General features: G+C 71.2%; 18 protein-coding genes. 5 read left to right on the top strand and 13 right to left on the bottom strand.

Annotated features, from left to right (window positions below; all coding sequences use genetic code 11):
- The 4 genes from E7Z54_RS18125 to E7Z54_RS18110 form a co-directional block, all read right to left on the bottom strand.
- On the bottom strand, positions 1-718 hold a 718-nt coding region (locus E7Z54_RS18125; RefSeq protein WP_206056380.1), incomplete at its 3' end, for a hypothetical protein.
- 7 nt (positions 719-725) lie between these two features.
- Positions 726-1,190, bottom strand: coding sequence for a putative T7SS-secreted protein (locus E7Z54_RS18120; RefSeq protein WP_240769768.1), 465 nt, complete (start codon positions 1,188-1,190; stop codon positions 726-728).
- Between the two features lie 48 nt (positions 1,191-1,238).
- Entirely contained in the window at positions 1,239-2,420 is a 1,182-nt protein-coding gene (locus E7Z54_RS18115; RefSeq protein WP_136436104.1) for an aminotransferase class I/II-fold pyridoxal phosphate-dependent enzyme, read from the bottom strand.
- Between the two features lie 141 nt (positions 2,421-2,561).
- A complete protein-coding gene (locus tag E7Z54_RS18110; protein WP_136436102.1) occupies positions 2,562-4,049 on the bottom strand; it encodes an FAD-binding protein in 1,488 nt (495 codons plus the stop codon).
- A gap of 69 nt (positions 4,050-4,118) precedes the next feature.
- On the opposite strand from E7Z54_RS18110, the gene E7Z54_RS18105 reads away from it, so the two are divergent.
- The gene (locus tag E7Z54_RS18105; protein ID WP_136436100.1) at positions 4,119-5,627 is read left to right on the top strand and encodes a potassium/proton antiporter; all 1,509 of its coding nucleotides are present in this window, start codon (positions 4,119-4,121) and stop codon (positions 5,625-5,627) included.
- Between the two features lie 15 nt (positions 5,628-5,642).
- On the opposite strand, the gene E7Z54_RS18100 is transcribed toward E7Z54_RS18105, so the two are convergent.
- From E7Z54_RS18100 to E7Z54_RS18085, 4 genes are all read right to left on the bottom strand, one after another.
- The gene (locus E7Z54_RS18100) at positions 5,643-6,182 is read right to left on the bottom strand and encodes a LytR C-terminal domain-containing protein (RefSeq protein ID WP_136436098.1); all 540 of its coding nucleotides are present in this window, start codon (positions 6,180-6,182) and stop codon (positions 5,643-5,645) included.
- A gap of 9 nt (positions 6,183-6,191) precedes the next feature.
- On the bottom strand, positions 6,192-6,488 hold the full coding sequence (locus tag E7Z54_RS18095; RefSeq protein ID WP_136436096.1) for a type II toxin-antitoxin system VapB family antitoxin: 297 nt from the start codon (positions 6,486-6,488) through the stop codon (positions 6,192-6,194).
- Positions 6,489-6,609: 121 nt separating this feature from the next.
- A complete protein-coding gene (locus E7Z54_RS18090) occupies positions 6,610-6,837 on the bottom strand; it encodes a hypothetical protein (protein WP_136436094.1) in 228 nt (75 codons plus the stop codon).
- Between the two features lie 116 nt (positions 6,838-6,953).
- Positions 6,954-7,700: a helical backbone metal receptor gene (locus E7Z54_RS18085; protein ID WP_136436092.1), complete on the bottom strand. Its 747-nt coding sequence runs from the start codon at positions 7,698-7,700 to the stop codon at positions 6,954-6,956.
- A 108-nt stretch (positions 7,701-7,808) separates the two neighbouring features.
- Here E7Z54_RS18085 and E7Z54_RS18080 point away from each other — a divergent pair, with 108 nt between their 5' ends.
- Positions 7,809-8,087, top strand: coding sequence for an acyl carrier protein (locus E7Z54_RS18080; protein ID WP_136436091.1), 279 nt, complete (start codon positions 7,809-7,811; stop codon positions 8,085-8,087).
- Positions 8,088-8,126: 39 nt separating this feature from the next.
- On the opposite strand, the gene icmF is transcribed toward E7Z54_RS18080, so the two are convergent.
- Positions 8,127-11,300, bottom strand: a complete 3,174-nt coding sequence (icmF, locus tag E7Z54_RS18075) for a fused isobutyryl-CoA mutase/GTPase IcmF (protein ID WP_136436089.1) — start codon at positions 11,298-11,300, stop codon at positions 8,127-8,129.
- A 103-nt stretch (positions 11,301-11,403) separates the two neighbouring features.
- On the opposite strand from icmF, the gene E7Z54_RS18070 reads away from it, so the two are divergent.
- Entirely contained in the window at positions 11,404-12,555 is a 1,152-nt protein-coding gene (locus E7Z54_RS18070) for a DNA polymerase IV (protein WP_240769767.1), read from the top strand.
- On the opposite strand, the gene E7Z54_RS18065 is transcribed toward E7Z54_RS18070, so the two are convergent.
- The 4 genes from E7Z54_RS18065 to E7Z54_RS18050 are packed head-to-tail and all read right to left on the bottom strand — an operon-like array spanning position 12,546 to position 15,033.
- Entirely contained in the window at positions 12,546-13,391 is an 846-nt protein-coding gene (locus E7Z54_RS18065; protein ID WP_276606244.1) for a 3-hydroxybutyryl-CoA dehydrogenase, read from the bottom strand. The two genes, E7Z54_RS18070 and E7Z54_RS18065, sit on opposite strands and share 10 nt — an antisense overlap.
- 18 nt (positions 13,392-13,409) lie before the next feature.
- A complete protein-coding gene (locus E7Z54_RS18060; protein ID WP_136436085.1) occupies positions 13,410-13,922 on the bottom strand; it encodes a low molecular weight protein-tyrosine-phosphatase in 513 nt (170 codons plus the stop codon).
- Positions 13,922-14,317, bottom strand: coding sequence for a phage holin family protein (locus E7Z54_RS18055; protein ID WP_136436084.1), 396 nt, complete (start codon positions 14,315-14,317; stop codon positions 13,922-13,924). Before E7Z54_RS18055 ends, E7Z54_RS18060 begins: the two co-directional genes overlap by 1 nt.
- Positions 14,318-14,337: 20 nt before the next feature.
- On the bottom strand, positions 14,338-15,033 hold the full coding sequence (locus tag E7Z54_RS18050; protein WP_136436082.1) for a GntR family transcriptional regulator: 696 nt from the start codon (positions 15,031-15,033) through the stop codon (positions 14,338-14,340).
- Between the two features lie 150 nt (positions 15,034-15,183).
- Here E7Z54_RS18050 and E7Z54_RS18045 point away from each other — a divergent pair, with 150 nt between their 5' ends.
- Together E7Z54_RS18045 and E7Z54_RS18040 are read left to right on the top strand one after the other, a co-directional pair.
- Complete coding sequence (locus E7Z54_RS18045) at positions 15,184-16,104, top strand: dimethylarginine dimethylaminohydrolase family protein (RefSeq protein ID WP_136436080.1); 921 nt, start codon at positions 15,184-15,186, stop codon at positions 16,102-16,104.
- Positions 16,105-16,224: 120 nt separating this feature from the next.
- On the top strand, positions 16,225-16,444 hold a 220-nt coding region (locus E7Z54_RS18040), incomplete at its 3' end, for a DUF2510 domain-containing protein (protein WP_136436079.1).

The following is a 16,444-nucleotide window of genomic DNA, read 5'->3' as shown; positions in this document are numbered from 1 at the left end:
CCGTCAGCGCGCGGGCCACCTCGGGGTCGGCGAGCGGCCCGTCGGGGCCCAGGACCCGGCCCGAGCTTCGCGCCACGAGGACGGGCAGCAGGTCGCCGCGGCCGGTGCGGGTGGCCTCCGCCGCCGCGTCGGCGAGCTCGTAGGGCAGGTCCAGGTACGGCGGCACGGCCGACTCGGCGAGCCTGATCTCCTCCGACACCGCCGCAACCCGCGCGAGCTCGCTCGCCCACGCGTCGGTGCCGAACCAGGCGAGCTCGAAGACGACGCCGTCGACGGTCGCCAGCGACGCCACGGCACGACCGTCCTGGCGATGCCACGCCTTGGCCTGCACCGGGCCCATCCGGACGTCGACGTCGAGGGCCAGCCGCGGGGCGGCCAGCAGTCCGATGGCGCCGGCCAGGCCGTCGTCGAGCTCGTCGGAGGAGAGCAGGCCGCGCCGGGTGAGGGACTCGCCCGGATCGTGGAGGCCGGCGACCACCTCGCGGTAGGCCTGATCCTCGGCCGTCGCCGGGCTCCGTCCGAGCCGGCTCTCCATCGCGTCCGCAGCCGAAGGCGGGGCCACCTCGAACGGCAGGGGTGCGCCGCCCGCCAGGATGGCGGCGTGCTGCAGCTCAGGGAGGGTCAGCCCGATCCGACGGGGGGCGGCGTCGACCGGACGCGGCGGTGGAGCCGGTGGCTCGGGTCTACCCGAGGGCGTCGTGAGGTCGATGGTCGGCACGGTTCTCCTACAGTCCGGGGAGCTCGACGGAGAGCCAGTCGCGGTGGCCGGGCGCGGGCGGGACGAAACCGGCGAGGACCTCGTCCTCCGGGTCGGGGGTGATCTGCGGGCCCTCGCCCCGGTCGTTCTGGGCGGTGATCGCGGACAGCCGGGTGCGCGCGTCGGCGATCAGGTCGGCTGCCCGTGCCTCGATCGTGGCGATCTCGTCCTTCACCGCCTCCACCGCCTGCACGTGCCGGTCGAGGGCATCGGCCGCGCCCACGTGCGCGTCCGCGGCTGCCCGCAGGTGGGTCGCCCGCTCGGCGATCCGCTCCCGCATCGCATCGGCGGCGCGCCCGGCCCAGCCCAGCGCATCGGTCCGGGCGACCAGCTGGTCGGCCATCGCACGCACGTCGGCCTCCCGATCTCGCAGCTGCGAGACCCGGTGCCGGACCCGGTCGCTGTCGCCGTACATGAAACGCGCCCTTCCCACTTCACGCAGGCTGCAAACCTGCCAGTTCCACCCCAGGTCCGTGGACGGTCAGAGACTGCCGTCCATCCGGTCCAGTGCGGTGGTGATGTCGTCGGCGGTGCCCGCGAAGCTGAAGCGTAGGAACCGCCCGCCGTCGACGGTGTCGAAGTCGACACCGGTGGCGACCGCGACGCCCGTGCGGTCCAGCAGGGACCGGGCGTAGGCCATCGAGTCGTCGGTGAGGTGCCCGACGTCGGCGTAGGCGTAGAAGGCGCCGTCGGCCGGTGCCAGTCCGGTGATGCCGAGGCGGCGCAGTCCGTCCAGCAACAGGGTGCGGTTGTTCGCGTAGCGCTGGACGTGGCCGTCGAGCTCGGCATAGGCCGCCTCGTCGAAGGCGGCGAGCGCCGCGCGCTGCGCGAGGGCGGGCGGGCAGATGCTGAAGTTGCCGGTGAGCACGTCGACAGGTCGGCGCAGCCGCTCTGGAGCCAGCATCCAGCCGAGCCGCCAGCCGGTCATGGAGAAGTACTTGGAGAAGGACCCGAAGACGACCGCCTCCCGCGAGGTCTCCCAGGCGCACCGGGCGAGGGCCTCGCCGTGCGTGAGGGGGGCGTACTCGATGCCGTGATAGATCTCGTCGGAGACCAGCTGGACGCCGCTCTCCTCGCACCAGACGGCGATCGCGGCCAGCTCGGCGGGGAGGAGCATGGTGCCGGTCGGGTTGGCCGGGCTGGCCACCACCACCCCGGCGAGGGGAGTCCGGGCGTGGGCCTCCGCCAGCTGCTCGACCGTCGGCTGGAAGCGCGAGCCGGGCCCGGTCGCGATCTCCACCACCTCGCAGCCGAGCGCGGTGAGCACGTTGCGATAGCAGGGGTAGCCCGGCCGTGCGATGGCCACGCGATCGCCGACGTCGAAGGCCGCCAGGAAAGCCAGCAGGAACCCGCCACTCGACCCGGTCGTGACGATTACGTCCTCGGCCGACACCTCGATGGCGTAGGTGCGGCGGTAGTGGGCGGCGACCGCCTCGCGAAGCTCGACGATGCCGGTCGCCGGCGTGTACCCCAACGGGTCACCGGATCCCAGCAGCCGCACGGCCTCGGCGCTCACCGTCGCCGGTGCGCCGGTGCTCGGCTGGCCCGCGAGGAGGTTGACCATGTCCCCTCGCGTGCGCTGTCGCTCCGCGGAGGCGGCCAGCAGGTCCATCACGTGGAAGGGCGGCACATTCGCGCGAGCCGCTGCGGCGTACCGATCCATGGTCACATCCTCTCCCGGTGCAGCCGCCTCAGCACGACCGCCCGGCGCGGCGACCCGGGATCTGTCACATCAGCACCACGACCTGGCCGGTCCTGGCACTTCTCGGGTGTTGCAACGGCCGGGAAGTGCGGGAATCGCCGGTTAACCGGTGATTCCCGCAGCCGCCCGCACCGCCGCATGCCGCCCCGCCCGCCGCCCGAAGAACGAGCCCTCGCCGAGCTGGGTGCCGGAGCAGTAGCCGTTGCCGTCCTGGGCGATGTTGGAGGCGCACGCACCGGCGGCGTAGAGACCCCGGATCACGGAGCCGTCCTCGCGGCGTACCTCCCCGTCGACGGTCGTCGCCATCCCGCCGAGGGTGAAGCCGGCGTAGAGCGCCACGCCGAGGGTCAGGTCGTAGACGCCCCACGGGCCCGCGGTCTGTGGTGCCAGCCAGTCAGGGTGCTTGTGGAAGTCCGGGTCCTCGCCGGCCGCGGCGTGCTCGTTGTAGCGCGCCATGGTCGCGACCAGGGAGCCCTCGGGCAGGCCCAGGCCCTGCTCCATCTCCGCGATCGTCTCGTAGCCGTCCTTGAGCGGGACGAGCGGCATCCGCTGCTCCTCCATGTGGTCGCTGTCGGCGATCAGGTACGCGACGGCGCCCGGCTGCTTGAGCACGTGGTACGACGTCCGCGCGTGGTAGCTGTCCTCGGCGACGAACCGCTGGCCGAGCCGGTTGACGATCAGCCCCTTGACCAGCGACGACGGCGGGTAGAACGGGGCGGTGATGAACGGCTCGTCCATGTTCTCCAGGGCCGCTCCGACGGACTCGCCGAGGCGGATGCCGAGCCCGTCGTCGTAGGTCGAGCCGAGGGTGAACAGCTTCGACCCGAGCGCCGGCGTGTAGCGCTCGACCATGTCCTTGTTCATCACGAAGCCGCCGGCGGCGATGACCACGGCGCCCGCCCGCATCAGGCCGGTCCGGCTGAACGACTTCCAGGCGAGCCCCACGACCGCGTCGTCATCGACCACCAGGTTGGTCGCGGCCGTCTCGTACCGCACCTCGACACCCGCCCGCTCGACCTGCTGGCGCAGCAGGTCCATCACCATCTTGGTGCCCTCCATGTCGCCGGGCATTGGCACCTTGTGACCGCGCGGCGCAGGCCTGGTCTGCTCGCGGTAGGGCCAGACCTTCTCGTTCCCGGTGTACATCAGGCCCTCGGTGCCGGGCTGGATGACGGCCTTGCCCGGGAAGTAGGAGCGCTCGAACTCGAACCCGAGGGACTCGAGCCAGTCGAAGTGCTCGACCGAGCTCTCGCAATAGGCGCGGATCTTCTCCTCGTCCGGGTCCTTGGTGCTCGCCATCAGGTAGCGCACCATCTCCTCGACCGAGTCCTCGTGTCCGGTCGCCCGTTGCACCGCCGTGCCGGCGCCGAGGTAGAAGTGGCCGCCCGACATCGACGAGGTGCCGCCGTGCACGGCGGCCTTCTCCAGCAACAGCACCCGCGCGCCGGACCGTGCGGCCTCGAGCGCGGCGCATCCACCGGCGATGCCGAAGCCGACCACGACCACGTCGAACGTCTCGGCATCGGAGGGGAGGGCGCTGGCCGGCACCACGTCGGGAACAGCGAGGCCGGCCGGGGTCTGCGAGGTCATGGGGCAAATCTAGAACATGTTCTACCGATACGCTAAGGGTCCGCCGCCCCGACGCCTGCCGAGGTGACAGTGACGTTCGATGTCCACCAGCTCGACAGCTTCGTCCTGGTGGGTTCGGCCGTCACCCTCCTGGCGGTGCTGGCCGTGCGTGTGTCCTCCCGGGTGGGCCTGCCGAGCCTCCTGCTCTACCTGCTGATCGGCGTCATCCTCGGCGAGTCCGTGGTCGGCATTCCGTTCGAGAACGCGGAGATGGCGCACGCGATCGGGTTCGGTGCCCTCGCGATCATCCTCGCGGAGGGCGGCCTGACCACCAGCTGGCGCGACGTACGACACTCGATGCCGCTCGGCGCGTCGCTGGCGACCCTGGGGATGGCGGTGTCGGTCACCATCGTCGCGGTGGGCAGCCACTTCCTGCTCGGCCTGTCGTGGGAGCTGTCCGTGCTGCTCGGTGCGGTGACCTCCGCCACCGACGCGGCGGCGGTGTTCTCGGTGCTGCGGGCGGTGCCGCTGCCCAGGCGGATCACCGGCGTGCTCGAGGCGGAGTCCGGGCTCAACGACGCACCGACGGTCGTGATCGTCACGCTGATCTCCACCGGCGCAGTGGCGGACCACGGCCCGCTGGTGGTCGCCGGGATCGTCCTCTACGAGCTCGCGGTGGGCGTGCTGATCGGGCTCGCGATCGGGTTCGGCGGCGCGTGGCTGATGCGCCGGGCGGCGCTGCCGTCCTCCGGGCTCTACCCGATCGCCGTGTTCTGCCTGGCCCTCGTGGCGTACGGCGCCGGGCCGGCCGTCCACGCGAGCGGCTTCGCCGCCGTGTACGTCGCCGCGCTGGTCCTCGGCAACGCGGAGCTCCCGCACCGCACGGCGACCCGGTCGTTCGTGGAGGGCCTGGCCTGGATCGCGCAGATCGGGCTGTTCGTGATGCTCGGCCTGCTGCTCTCGCCCGGTCGGCTGACCTGGACGACGATCGGGATGGCCGTTCTCGCCGGACTCGTGCTGACCTTCGTCGCCCGGCCGATCTCCATGGTTGTCAGTGCCCTGGTGCGACCGATGCCCTGGCATGAGCTGGGCTTCCTCTCCTGGGCGGGCCTGCGCGGCGCGGTGCCGATCGTGTTCGCGACCATCCCCTTGGCCGAGGGCGTCGACGGAGCCGACCAGCTGTTCGACATCGTCTTCGTGATGGTCGTGGTCTACACCTGCGTCACCGGCCCGACACTGCCCTTCGTGGCCAAGGTGCTCCGGGTGGCCCGGAGGTCCGAGCCACGGGGCATCGAGCTCGAGGCCGCGCCGCTGGAACGAGTCGCAGCCGACCTGCTGCAGGTGACGATCAGTCCGGTCTCCAAGCTGCACGGCGTCGAGGTGGGCGAGCTGCGCCTGCCGGTCGGTGCCAACGTGTCGATGATCGTCCGCGACGGCCAGACGCTGGTGCCCGAGCGACGGACCGTGCTGCGGCACGGCGACGACATGATCGTGGTGACACCGCGCAAGCTGCGCGAAGCCACCGAGCAGCGGCTGCGGCAGGTCAGCGCCGGAGGCCGGCTGGCGCAGTGGCTGGGTGACGCGGGGGACGAGGGCTGAGGCCCGATCCGGCGGCTACTCGACGTCTTGTGGGTTGGTGCTCAGCGGCGGCGTGCAGACGTAGCTGTCCTTCTGCGCCGTCACTGTCGGCCGGCCCTGCTTGACGCCCTTGAACCTCTTGCCCACCGCGATCGTGAGGCCGGGGTAGTCGGAGGGCTGGTCGACGATCTCGGTGCGCTTGCCGAGGTACGACGCCAGGAGGATCGCCGCCGGATCGCCGGGGTCGCTCGCCCAGACCTGCGCGGCCACCGGACCGACGCCGCGGGGCGCGTTGCCGGTCTCGCCTTCGCCGAAGCCGTGGCCGACCAGGCGGTCCATGGTCTGGCCGGCCAGTCCGTTGGGTCCGCCGGCGTTGAGGACGCTGACCATCACCTGCGGTGGCGCAACCTCCTCGCCCTCGGCGATCAGGGTGTCGGTGCAGGGCGGAGGGTCGACCTTCTCGGGGAACGGCTCGGTCACCCGTCCCCAGGCCCAGGCGACACTGCCGAGGAAGAGCACCGCCAGCACGGCGAGGGTCATGGCCGAGCGGCCGGTCTCGTTGACTTCGAGCTCCACGGCGGGGGGTCAGCCTTCCATTCGGATCACGCGGGCATGGAGCACGTTGCGCTGCTGGAGCGCCGCGCGGAGCGCTCGGTGCAGCCCGTCCTCCAAGTAGTACTCGTCCCTCCACAACACCACATGGGCGAAGAGATCACCGAAGAAGGTCGAGTCCTCGTCGAGCAGTGAGGAGAGCTGGAGCGTGTCCTTGGTGGTGACGAGATCGTCGAGCCGAACCTGCCGAGGGGGCACGGCAGCCCACCCCTTGGAGGTAAGCCCGTGGTCGGGGTAGGGACGCCCGACTCCCACTCGCTTGAAGATCACGCCTTCAGAGTCTAGACGGGTGCTCCGGCACCGATCAGGGTCCGGCCGTCACTGAGGAGCCGATGCCAGACCTCGAGAAGGCCGGTGCCCCAGGCTGGGGGCCCTCAGCGGTCGAGCGGTTTCAGGCGGTCCAGCGGATGGCCTCGTCGACGAAGTCGGCGAGGGGGTACACGCCGCGCAGGTCCCTGCGCTGCTCCATCAGCCTCGCTACGTTCTGTGCGTGCCGGTCGCGCAGCCTGGCACGGCGGAGGAGTGAGTGGTCCACCGTGTCCTCGGTCTGGTCCCTGGTCGGGATGGTGATCAGGTGACGGCCCGGGGTCTGGGTCTCAGGAGAGGTCGGCTTCTTCATGCGGCAACTGTGCCGCCCGGACTTCGCCAGGAGATTGACCAGCGGTTACGACTCGGTGTCCGGTAGGGCGCATGGCGTTACGGTCCGTGGCCGGTGCAGGGCCGCCCCCACCGCGGTCATCGGGGCAGCAGATGGTGCGCCTCGACCATCGCCGGGCCGTACCAGGTCAGCAGCCGCCCTGAGACCAGACGGGTCGGCGCCTGCGTGAACGCCTCCGGGCCGTCGTCCTCGGTGAACACGTAGGGCTCGTCGGGCAGCAGCACCAGGTCGACGTCCGTGCGGTCGATGTCGGACACCGCCACCTTGGGGTACCGCTCGGCGGCGTCGGCGAAGGCGTTGGCCCAGCCGAGCCGCCGCAGCAGGTCGCCGGTGTAGGTGCGGGAGCCCACCACCATCCAGGGGTCTCGCCAGATCGGTACGACGACCCGACCCAGCGCCGGCGGAGCCGGTCCCGTCCAGGCCGCCCTCGCTCGCACCAGCCAGTCCGGCCGAGTCACGGCGAGCGTCACCTCGTAGAGCCGGTCGAGGGAGTCCAGGGCCTGTGGCACGGTCTCGATGTCGGTGACCCAGACCTGGACGCCCGCGTCGCGGAGGCGTCGTACGTCGAGCTCGCGGTTCTCCTCCTTGTTGGCCACGACGAGGTCCGGGTCGAGCGCCCGGATCGTCGACAGGTCGGGGTTCTTGGTGCCTCGCACGCGGGTCACGTCGAGATCGGCGGGATGGGTGCACCAATCGGTGGCGCCGACCAGTCGGTCGGGCACGTCCGTGGCCAGTGCCTCGGTGATCGAGGGCACGAGCGAGACGATCCGCCGGGGAGGACGCGGCAGGTCCACCGGGTGGCCGAGGTCGTCGGTTGCTGGCATCGATCCCACGGTAGCGACGGGCCGCGCGACTTGTGGTCCGGCTGCATGGCCTGCTGGGGGTCGGGTACCACTCGGCGTACGACCAGACCCTGACGGAAGGAGCTACCGATGGCTACCGGAGAGACCGGCTTCGACGACGTGACCTACGACCTGATCTCCGTGCAGTACCACGCGTTGAAGGGCGGGCACGACTACGGCCAGTACGTCCGCGACGCGGAGAACGCGGGCCGCGACGAGATCGCCGCGTTCTTCAGGGAGGTCATGGAACAGGACTCACAGCGCGCGCACCGGTGCCACGAGTTCCTCCGTGAGCTGGGTGGCACGGACAACACCAGTCCGCAGGGCGACATGACCGGGGGCGACCCGGACCCGAACACGACCCGCTGACCAGGTATCTAAGGTTTCCCCCCGCCGGGCCGCCTGACCTCAGACGTTGCGTCGGTACTGACCGCCGACCTCGAAGAACGCGTCGGTGACCTGGCCCAGCGAGCAGACCCGCGCGGCGTCCATCAGCACCGCGAAGACGTTCTGGCCGCTGACGGCCGCCTCCTTGAGGCGCGCGAGCGCGGCCTCCGCCTCCTCGGCGTTCGCGGACTGGAACTCGCGGACCCGTCGTAGCTGCGACTCCTTCTCGGCGGAGGTCGCGCGGGCGAGCTCGACGTGCTGGGGAGTGCCGCCTGCCGGATGAGGCTTGCGGAAGGTGTTGACTCCGATGATCGGTAGCGAGCCGTCGTGCTTCTTGTGCTCGTAGAGCATGGACTCGTCCTGGATGCGGCCGCGCTGGTAGCCGGTCTCCATGGCGCCCAGCACGCCGCCGCGCTCTGAGATCCGGTCGAACTCGGCGAGCACGGCCTCCTCCACGAGGTCGGTCAGCTGGTCGATGATGAAGGACCCCTGGAGCGGGTTCTCGTTCATCGACAGGCCCCACTCGCGGTTGATGATCAGCTGGATCGCCAGGGCCCGTCGTACGGAGTCGTCGGTCGGCGTGGTGACCGCCTCGTCGTAGGCGTTGGTGTGCAGGGAGTTGGCGTTGTCGTAGATCGCGATCAGCGCCTGGAGCGTCGTGCGGATGTCGTTGAAGTCCATCTCCTGCGCGTGCAGCGAGCGTCCGCTGGTCTGCACGTGGTACTTCAGCCTCTGCGAGCGCTCGTTGGCCCCGTACCGCTCGCGCATCGCGATCGCCCAGACCCGGCGCGCGACCCGGCCGATCACGGAGTACTCGGGGTCCATCCCGTTGGAGAAGAAGAACGACAGGTTCGGGGCGAAGTCGTCGATGTCCATGCCCCGGGCCAGGTACGACTCCACGTAGGTGAACCCGTTGGCGAGGGTGAAGGCCAGCTGGCTGATGGGGTTCGCCCCGGCCTCCGCGATGTGGTAGCCGGAGATCGACACCGAGTAGAAGTTGCGGACGCCGTTCTCGATGAACCACTCCTGGACGTCGGCCATGCAGCGCAGCGAGAACTCCGTGGAGAACAGGCAGGTGTTCTGGCCCTGGTCCTCCTTGAGGATGTCGGCCTGCACCGTGCCGCGCACCGTCTGCAGCGCCTTCTCGGCTGGGATCCCCCGCTCGCGCGCCTGGTCGATGACGGTGTTGAGGAAGAACGCCAGCACCGTCGGCGCCGGGCCGTTGATGGTCATCGAGACCGACGTGGTGGGGGAGAGCAGGTCGAAGCCGTCGTAGAGCGCCTTCATGTCCTCGAGCGTCGCGACGCTGACGCCGGACGTGCCGACCTTGCCGTAGATGTCAGGACGCTCGTCGGGGTCGCGCCCGTAGAGGGTGACCGAGTCGAAGGCGGTGGACAGCCGGGTCGCCGGCTGGCCCTCGGACAGCAGCTTGAAACGTCGGTTGGTGCGGAACGGGTCGCCCTCGCCCGCGAACATCCGCGCCGGGTCCTCGTCGGCACGCTTGAACGGGAAGACCCCGGCGGTGAAGGGGAAGCCGCCCGGCAGGTTCTCGCGCCGCCAGAAGCGGACGAGCTCGCCGTGGTCCTCGAACCGCGGTACGGCGACCCGCGCGATCCGGTTGCCGGCGAGGGACTGACTCCCGTTCTCCTCGGCGTCCTTGCGGTAGTCGTCGACCACGCCCGGCCACGCGGCGAGCTGCCCCGCCACGTCCTCGGGCAGGTCTCGTGCTGCCTGCTGCGCCAGCTCCGCCACCTGAGGCACGTCCTGCAGCTCGGCAGCCACGTCGCCGAGCCGCTGCGCGCGCCGCGCCTTCGAGACCAGCTCCTCGGTCCGGGCGTGGTACTCCCGCACGGTGGTGGCGATCTCGGCCAGGTAGCGCACCCGGTCCGCCGGCAGCACCTGCTGGATCCGTGTCGACCTCTTCGTCGCGACCGGGGCGAGCCGGCCCGCGTCGACCGGGAGCCCCTTGTCGGCAAGCAGGCCGCGCAAGTGCTGGTAGAGCGCGGTGACCCCGTCGTCGTCGAAGGTCGCGGCCGAGGTGCCGAAGATCGGCATGTCCTCCGGACGGGAGCCGAAGGCCTCGCGGTTGCGCACCATCTGGCGGCCCACGTCGCGCAGCGCATCCTCGGCACCGCGCCGCTCGAACTTGTTGATCGCCACCGCGTCCGCGAAGTCGAGCATGTCGATCTTCTCCAGCTGGGAGGCGGCGCCGAACTCCGGCGTCATGACGTAGAGGGAGACGTCGCAGAAGGGCACGATCGCCGCGTCGCCCTGCCCGATGCCGGGGGTCTCCACGATCACGAGGTCGAAGCCGGCAGCCTTCAGGACCGTCAGTACGTCAGAGAGGTGGTCCGGGAGCTCGTGCGCGCCCCGTGTGGCCAGGCTCCGGAAGTACACGTGGTCGCGTTCGAGGTGGGTGCCGCCGGCGCCGGCGAGGTCGAGGCTGTTCATCCGGATCCGGTCGCCGAGGAGTGCGCCGCCGCCCTTGCGCCGCGTCGGGTCGACGGCGAGCACCGCGACCCGGACCCGGTCCTCCTGGTCGGTGCGGAGGCGCCGTAGGAGCTCGTCGGTCAGGCTGGACTTGCCCGAGCCGCCGGTGCCGGTGATGCCGAGGACCGGCGTGACCCGATCGTCCGCGGCTGCTCGCAGCCGGTCGAGGACCTCCGCGGGGAGCTTGCCGGACTCGGCGCCGGTGATGGCCCGTGCCACCGCGCCGCGGTCGCCGGCGAGCACCTGCTCGGCGCTGACCGGTCGCACGTCCCACAGGTCGACGTCGCACTGCTCGACGACGGAGTTCACCATGCCGGGGAGGCCCATCCGCTGGCCGTCCTCGGGCGAGAAGATGGTGACGCCGGAGTCGCGAAGCCGCTCGATCTCGTCGGCGACGATCACGCCACCGCCGCCGCCGACGACCTGGACGTGCCCGGCGCCGCGCTCACGCAGGAGCTGCACGAGGTACTCGAAGTACTCGACGTGTCCGCCCTGGTAGGACGAGACCGCTACGCCCTGCACGTCCTCCTCGATCGCGGCCTCGACCACCTCTGCCACCGAGCGGTTGTGCCCGAGGTGGACGACCTCGCAGCCCTGGCTCTGGAAGATTCGCCGCATGATGTTGATCGAGGCGTCGTGGCCGTCGAACAGGCTGGACGCGGTCACGAGCCGGACCGGGTTCTTCGGGTGGTGCAGCGATGTCATCGACAGCTCCGGAGAGATAGTAGGACTACCTAGTAAATACTAGGACGTCCTACTAGATTTCCCAAAGGGGCGCCCGCGCCGCCCTCCGTGGCACCCTCGAAAGGTGACCGAGCCACCGCTGGAGCGGGACGGCGCTCGGCGCTGGGTCCTGCACGTCGACCTCGACCAGTTCATCGCGGCGGTGGAGGTGCTGCGGCGGCCCGAGCTGGCCGGGAGGCCGGTCGTCGTCGGCGGTCGGGGCGACCCGACCGAGCGTGGGGTGGTGTCCACCGCCTCCTACGAGGCACGGAAGTACGGCGTCGGCTCCGGCATGCCGTTGCGGCTGGCTGCCCGCAAGTGCCCCGACGCGGTCTTCCTCCCCGTCGACGCGCCGGCGTACGACGCCGCGTCGGTCGAGGTCATGAGGACCCTCCGCTCGCTGCGATGGGGCCCCGCGCCGGTCGTGGTCCAGGTGCTCGGCTGGGACGAGGCCTTCGTGGCTGACGGATCCTCCTCGGGCGCGGAGGCGCTGCCGGCGCACACCCTGGCCGATGCCGTCGCGTTCGCGCAGCAGGTCAGGGCGGAGGTGCTCGCCGCCACGCAGCTGCACTGCTCGGTCGGCGTCGGCAACAACAAGCTGCAGGCGAAGATCGCCACCGACTTCGGCAAGCCGGATCCCGGCGTCTACGCGATCACCGACGAGACGTGGTTCGCCGAGATGGGTGAACGGCCCACGCGGGCGCTGTGGGGGGTAGGGGCGAAGACCGCGGCGAGGCTGGCCTCGCTCGGCATCGAGACCGTCGCGCAGCTCGCAGCGTCCGACGCCCATGTGCTCGCGGCCGAGATCGGCCCGACCATGGGTCCGTGGTTCCACCGGATCGGCCGCGGTGTCGACACCAGCCCGGTCGATGCGACGCCGTGGGTGCCGCGGGCGCACGGCCGCGAGGAGACCTTCCAGCAGGACCTGGACGACTGGGACCAGGTCGAGGCGGCGGTCCGGCGGATCACCCAGCGGGTGCTGGCGGACATCGAGCGCGAGGGCCGGCCGGCGTTCCGGGTGGGCCTCAAGCTTCGCTACCGACCGTTCTTCACGGTCAGCCGCAGCCGCAAGCTGCCCGAGCCGACCCTCGACGCAGACGTCCTGGCGGACGCGGCCGCAGCGCTGCTCGAGCGGGTCGAGAAGGGGCGACCGGTGCGGCTGCTCGGCGTCCGGCTGGAGATGGTGCCGCCCGAGGGCGGCTACGACGGGAGTCGGACGGCCGCTCGTCAGGAGTAGGTGTAGAAGCCTCGCCCGGACTTCCGTCCGAGCAGACCCGCGTCGACCATCCGCGCGAGCAGCGGAGGAGCGGCGTAGAGCGGCTCCTTGAACTCCTCGTAGAGCGACTCGGCCACCGCCTTGGTGGTGTCCAGGCCGATCAGGTCCGCGAGCGCGAGTGGCCCCTGCGGGTGCGCGGCACCGAGGACCAGGCCCCGGTCGATGTCCTCGGCGGTCGCGAACCCGGACTCCAGCATCCGGATCGCCGAGAGGATGAACGGGATCAACAGCGCGTTGACGACGAACCCGGCGCGGTCCTGGCAGTCGATCGCCTGCTTGCCCAGGTCGTCCTGCACGAATGCCCGCGCCCGCTCGGTCACGGCCGGGGACGTCAGCAGGCTCGGCACCAGCTCGACGAGCGCCAGCACCGGCACCGGGTTGAAGAAGTGGATGCCGAGCACGTGCTCGGGGCGGGAGGTGACCACACCGAGCTTCATGATCGGGATCGAGGAGGTGTTGGACGCCAGGATCGCCTCCGGGTCCGTCAGGATGCCGTCGAGGCGGCGGAACAGCTCGGTCTTGGCGACCTCGTCCTCGACGATCGCCTCGATCACGAGCTCCCTGTCCGCCAGCGTCTCGAGCTGCTCGACGACCTGGATGCGGGCGAGCACGGGCGCGGCGGCCTCGATCTTGCCTCGACTCTCCGCCCGCTTGAGCGAGGCCTCCAGTCGCTGGCGGCCGGCGTCGGCGGCGGCCGGCGACGACTCGACCACCACGACGTCCTTGCCTGCGCGCGCGCATACCTCCGCGATGCCGGCACCCATCAGGCCGCAGCCCACGACTCCGACGCTCCTGATTGCGGTCATGCGCAGAACCTACGCCCGCGCCAGCGCGGCGGAAACCTCCGAGACGAGGACGCGGGAGGTGCGATGCACCATCGCCAGCACCTCGCGGAAGCCGGACTCCCCGCCGAAGTAGGGGTCCGGCACCTCGCTGCCGGGCTCCTCCGGGTCGTAGTCGCGGAACAGCCGGACCCGGCCCTCCTCGACCGGCCCGAGCGCGCGCAGGTCCTGGAGGTTCTCGCGGTCCATCGCGAGCAGCAGGTCGTGGTCGACCAGCCACGACGCGTCCACCTGCTGTGCGCGGTGCTGCGTGCCGTCGTACCCCTCGCTGGAGAGGAGCGCGGCGGCCCGGCGGTCCATCGGCTCGCCGGTGTGCCAGTCGCCGGTCCCGGCGCTGACCACCTCGACCGCGTCGGCGAGGCCGGCCTCCTCGATCCGGGCGCTGAGCACCACTCCGGCGATGGGCGAGCGGCAGATGTTCCCGAGGCAGACGACGGCGATCCGGTAGCGGCCGGGCGTCCGCGGTGGGGGCACGCCGACCGCCATCAGTCCTCCCCGACGCCGACGAGCGCGTCCAGGACCCAGGTCGTGACGCTGATGATGATCGCCCCGCCGACGGCCGGCCAGAAGCCCTCGACGTGGAAGCCGAGGTCGAACAGCCCGGCCAGCCACGCGGTGAAGTGGAGCAGCAGTGCGTTGATCACGATCAGGAACAGGCCGAGCGTCAGCAGGATGAACGGGATGGACAGCACCGTGAGGACGGGCTTCACCAGCGCCGTCACCGCGCCCGAGATCAGCGCGACCAGCAGCAGCGGGACGATCTTGTCCTCGACCTCGGCGCGGCCGGTGCCGGCGCCAGAGAACCAGATGCCGTCGATGAGCTGTGCCGCGAGAGCGAGGGCCGCGGCCGTGATCGCCCAGCGGGAGAGGAAGGCCAGCATGGCGCCAGTGTGACAGGGCGCTACTCGAGGCCGAGTGCCTCGATGATCTCCACCTCGGCGTCGTCGATGTGCCGCCGCAGCGACTCGTAGGCGCCGTCGGATCCGTCGACCCGGTCCGCCTCGAGCAGGACGACGAGGCCCTCGTGCGACTCCGCCTCGTCGTGGGCGTTGCGGTTGATCCGGTCGACCTGCGCGAGCGCCAGCTTGAGCTCGTCCATCAGAGCCTCGGCCATCTGGATCAGTCGCGGGCTCCCGGTCAGCTCGACGAGTGAGACGTGGAAGGCGAGGTGGCGCTCGTTGAGCTCCTCGTACGACGCGCCGCCGTCGTGGACCGCGCTCGTGTAGGCCTCCAGCGTCTCCCGCACCCGGCGACGTCGTACGGCGTCCGCGGTCGGCCAGGCCTGGACCCCCGCCCCCTCGAGCACCCACCGGGCCCGACAGACGTCGCGCACCGACTCGGCGCGCGGGGTGGAGACCGTGACGCCCCGATGCGGTTCGCGGGTCGCGAGGCCCTCGGCGACCAGCACGGTGAGCGCCTCGCGCACGGTGGGACGGGAGACCCCCAGCGACTCCGCCAGCGCGAGCTCGCGCAGTGGTGTGCCGCTCTCGAGCTCACCCTCGAAGACCGCGCGCCGGAGCTCGGTCGCGACCCGCTCCACCGTCGAGGCGTGCTCGACGTGAAGGGTGGCGAAGCGGGCGTTCGCGGGTGCGGGCATGGGCCCATTGTGCCCGGCTCGGGGCGCCGAGCACCCGCCCGCTGGCCTTGGGACGGCACGAGGAGCTATCCTCAATGTCTTGTCAGATTGTCTGACAATTCGTCTGACAAGTCGCGCCGGTCCTCCGGCGCCGGGAGAGGGAGAGCGCTGATGACCTCCGCGACGCTCGAGTGGGGCCGCCAGTACGCGATGGTCGACCCCTCGCACTTCCGCATCGAGTACGCGATCAACCCGTTCATGGACCCTGCGGTGCAGCCCGATCCGGGACGCGCTCGTGCGCAGTGGGAGGAGCTGGCCGCGACCCTCCGCGCGCTCGGTGCCCCCGTCGAGGAGATCCCGGCGCGACCGGAGGCGCCCGACATGGTCTACGCGATGAACCTCGGCCTGGTCGCGCTCCGCCCGGACTGGAGCGGGCCCGGGCGTCGCTCGGTGGTCATGTCGCACATGCGGTTCCCGCAGCGCCGGGTGGAGACGCCGGCGGCCCGGCGGTGGTTCGAGTCGCGCGGCTTCGCGGCGACCTACGTCGGCCGCGACGGCGTCGGCGCCCACTTCGAGTCCGGCGACGCGTTCCCCTACCGCGGCGAGCTGGTGGTCGGGTACGGCCCGCGCACCGACGAGCTCGCCCTCAAGCACCTCGCGGACGACCTCGGTGTGCAGGTCCAAGGGGTCCGTCTCGTGCACCCCGCGATGTATCACCTGGACCTCGCCTTCTGCCCGCTCGACGACGACCATGCGCTCGTCTGCCCGTCAGCGTTCGACGACGCCTCCGCGGCCGCGCTGCTGAAGCTGGTGCCGAAGCCGGTCATCCTCAGCGAGGAGGAGGCGATCGGCAGCTGGTGTGCCAACTCGGTCGTCGTCGGCCGCACCGTCGTCATGCCGAGCTGCCCCCGCCGGGTCCGCAACTGGCTGGAGACCCTGGGGTTCGAGGTGGTCGTCGTCGACGTCTCGGAGTTCCACCTCGGTGGAGGCTCCATCCGCTGCCTCACCAATCCGCTCGACATCACCCTCGGTCGCGATCTCGACATCGTGAGTGGTGGTCGGGTCGTCGTACCGGGGGCTGCTGCGGCCTGATCGCTGCTTTTCCGCGACGGTCGGTGGGCCGGGCCGATACCGTGTTCCGGACCTGCTGATGCTCCCCCAGCCGCGGGACCCGGCGTCCGCGCCCCGCTCGACCCTTTGCAGGAGGCCCCGGTGCCCGGACCCACTCCCGGCCAGCCCGGCTGGTACCCCGACGGCGAGGGGCACCAGCGCTGGTTCGACGGCAACGGCTGGACCGACCACGTGCAGCCCGCACCGACGGACGACTCCACCGCGGCCGTGCCGCCGCCCGCACCCGGGGCCGCGGAGCTCCCGCAGGCGTACGGAGCAGTGCCGCCGCCTCCTCCGACCTGGCATCAGCCCGGCCAGACCT

The organism is Nocardioides sp. (genome assembly GCF_004803405.1).
Classification (GTDB): Bacteria; Actinomycetota; Actinomycetes; order Propionibacteriales; family Nocardioidaceae; genus Nocardioides; species Nocardioides vastitatis.
This window is presented reverse-complemented; position numbering and strand designations above follow the sequence as displayed.

Coding starts and splice junctions, on each gene's coding strand:
- E7Z54_RS18115 (WP_136436104.1), bottom strand. CDS start 2,420: ATGGATCGGTACGCCGCAGCGGCTCGCGCGAATGTGCCGCCCTTCCAC.
- E7Z54_RS18110 (WP_136436102.1), bottom strand. CDS start 4,049: ATGACCTCGCAGACCCCGGCCGGCCTCGCTGTTCCCGACGTGGTGCCG.
- E7Z54_RS18090 (WP_136436094.1), bottom strand. CDS start 6,837: ATGAAGAAGCCGACCTCTCCTGAGACCCAGACCCCGGGCCGTCACCTG.
- E7Z54_RS18085 (WP_136436092.1), bottom strand. CDS start 7,700: ATGCCAGCAACCGACGACCTCGGCCACCCGGTGGACCTGCCGCGTCCT.
- E7Z54_RS18080 (WP_136436091.1), top strand. CDS start 7,809: ATGGCTACCGGAGAGACCGGCTTCGACGACGTGACCTACGACCTGATC.
- icmF (WP_136436089.1), bottom strand. CDS start 11,300: ATGACATCGCTGCACCACCCGAAGAACCCGGTCCGGCTCGTGACCGCG.
- E7Z54_RS18060 (WP_136436085.1), bottom strand. CDS start 13,922: ATGGCGGTCGGCGTGCCCCCACCGCGGACGCCCGGCCGCTACCGGATC.
- E7Z54_RS18055 (WP_136436084.1), bottom strand. CDS start 14,317: ATGCTGGCCTTCCTCTCCCGCTGGGCGATCACGGCCGCGGCCCTCGCT.
- E7Z54_RS18050 (WP_136436082.1), bottom strand. CDS start 15,033: ATGCCCGCACCCGCGAACGCCCGCTTCGCCACCCTTCACGTCGAGCAC.
- E7Z54_RS18045 (WP_136436080.1), top strand. CDS start 15,184: ATGACCTCCGCGACGCTCGAGTGGGGCCGCCAGTACGCGATGGTCGAC.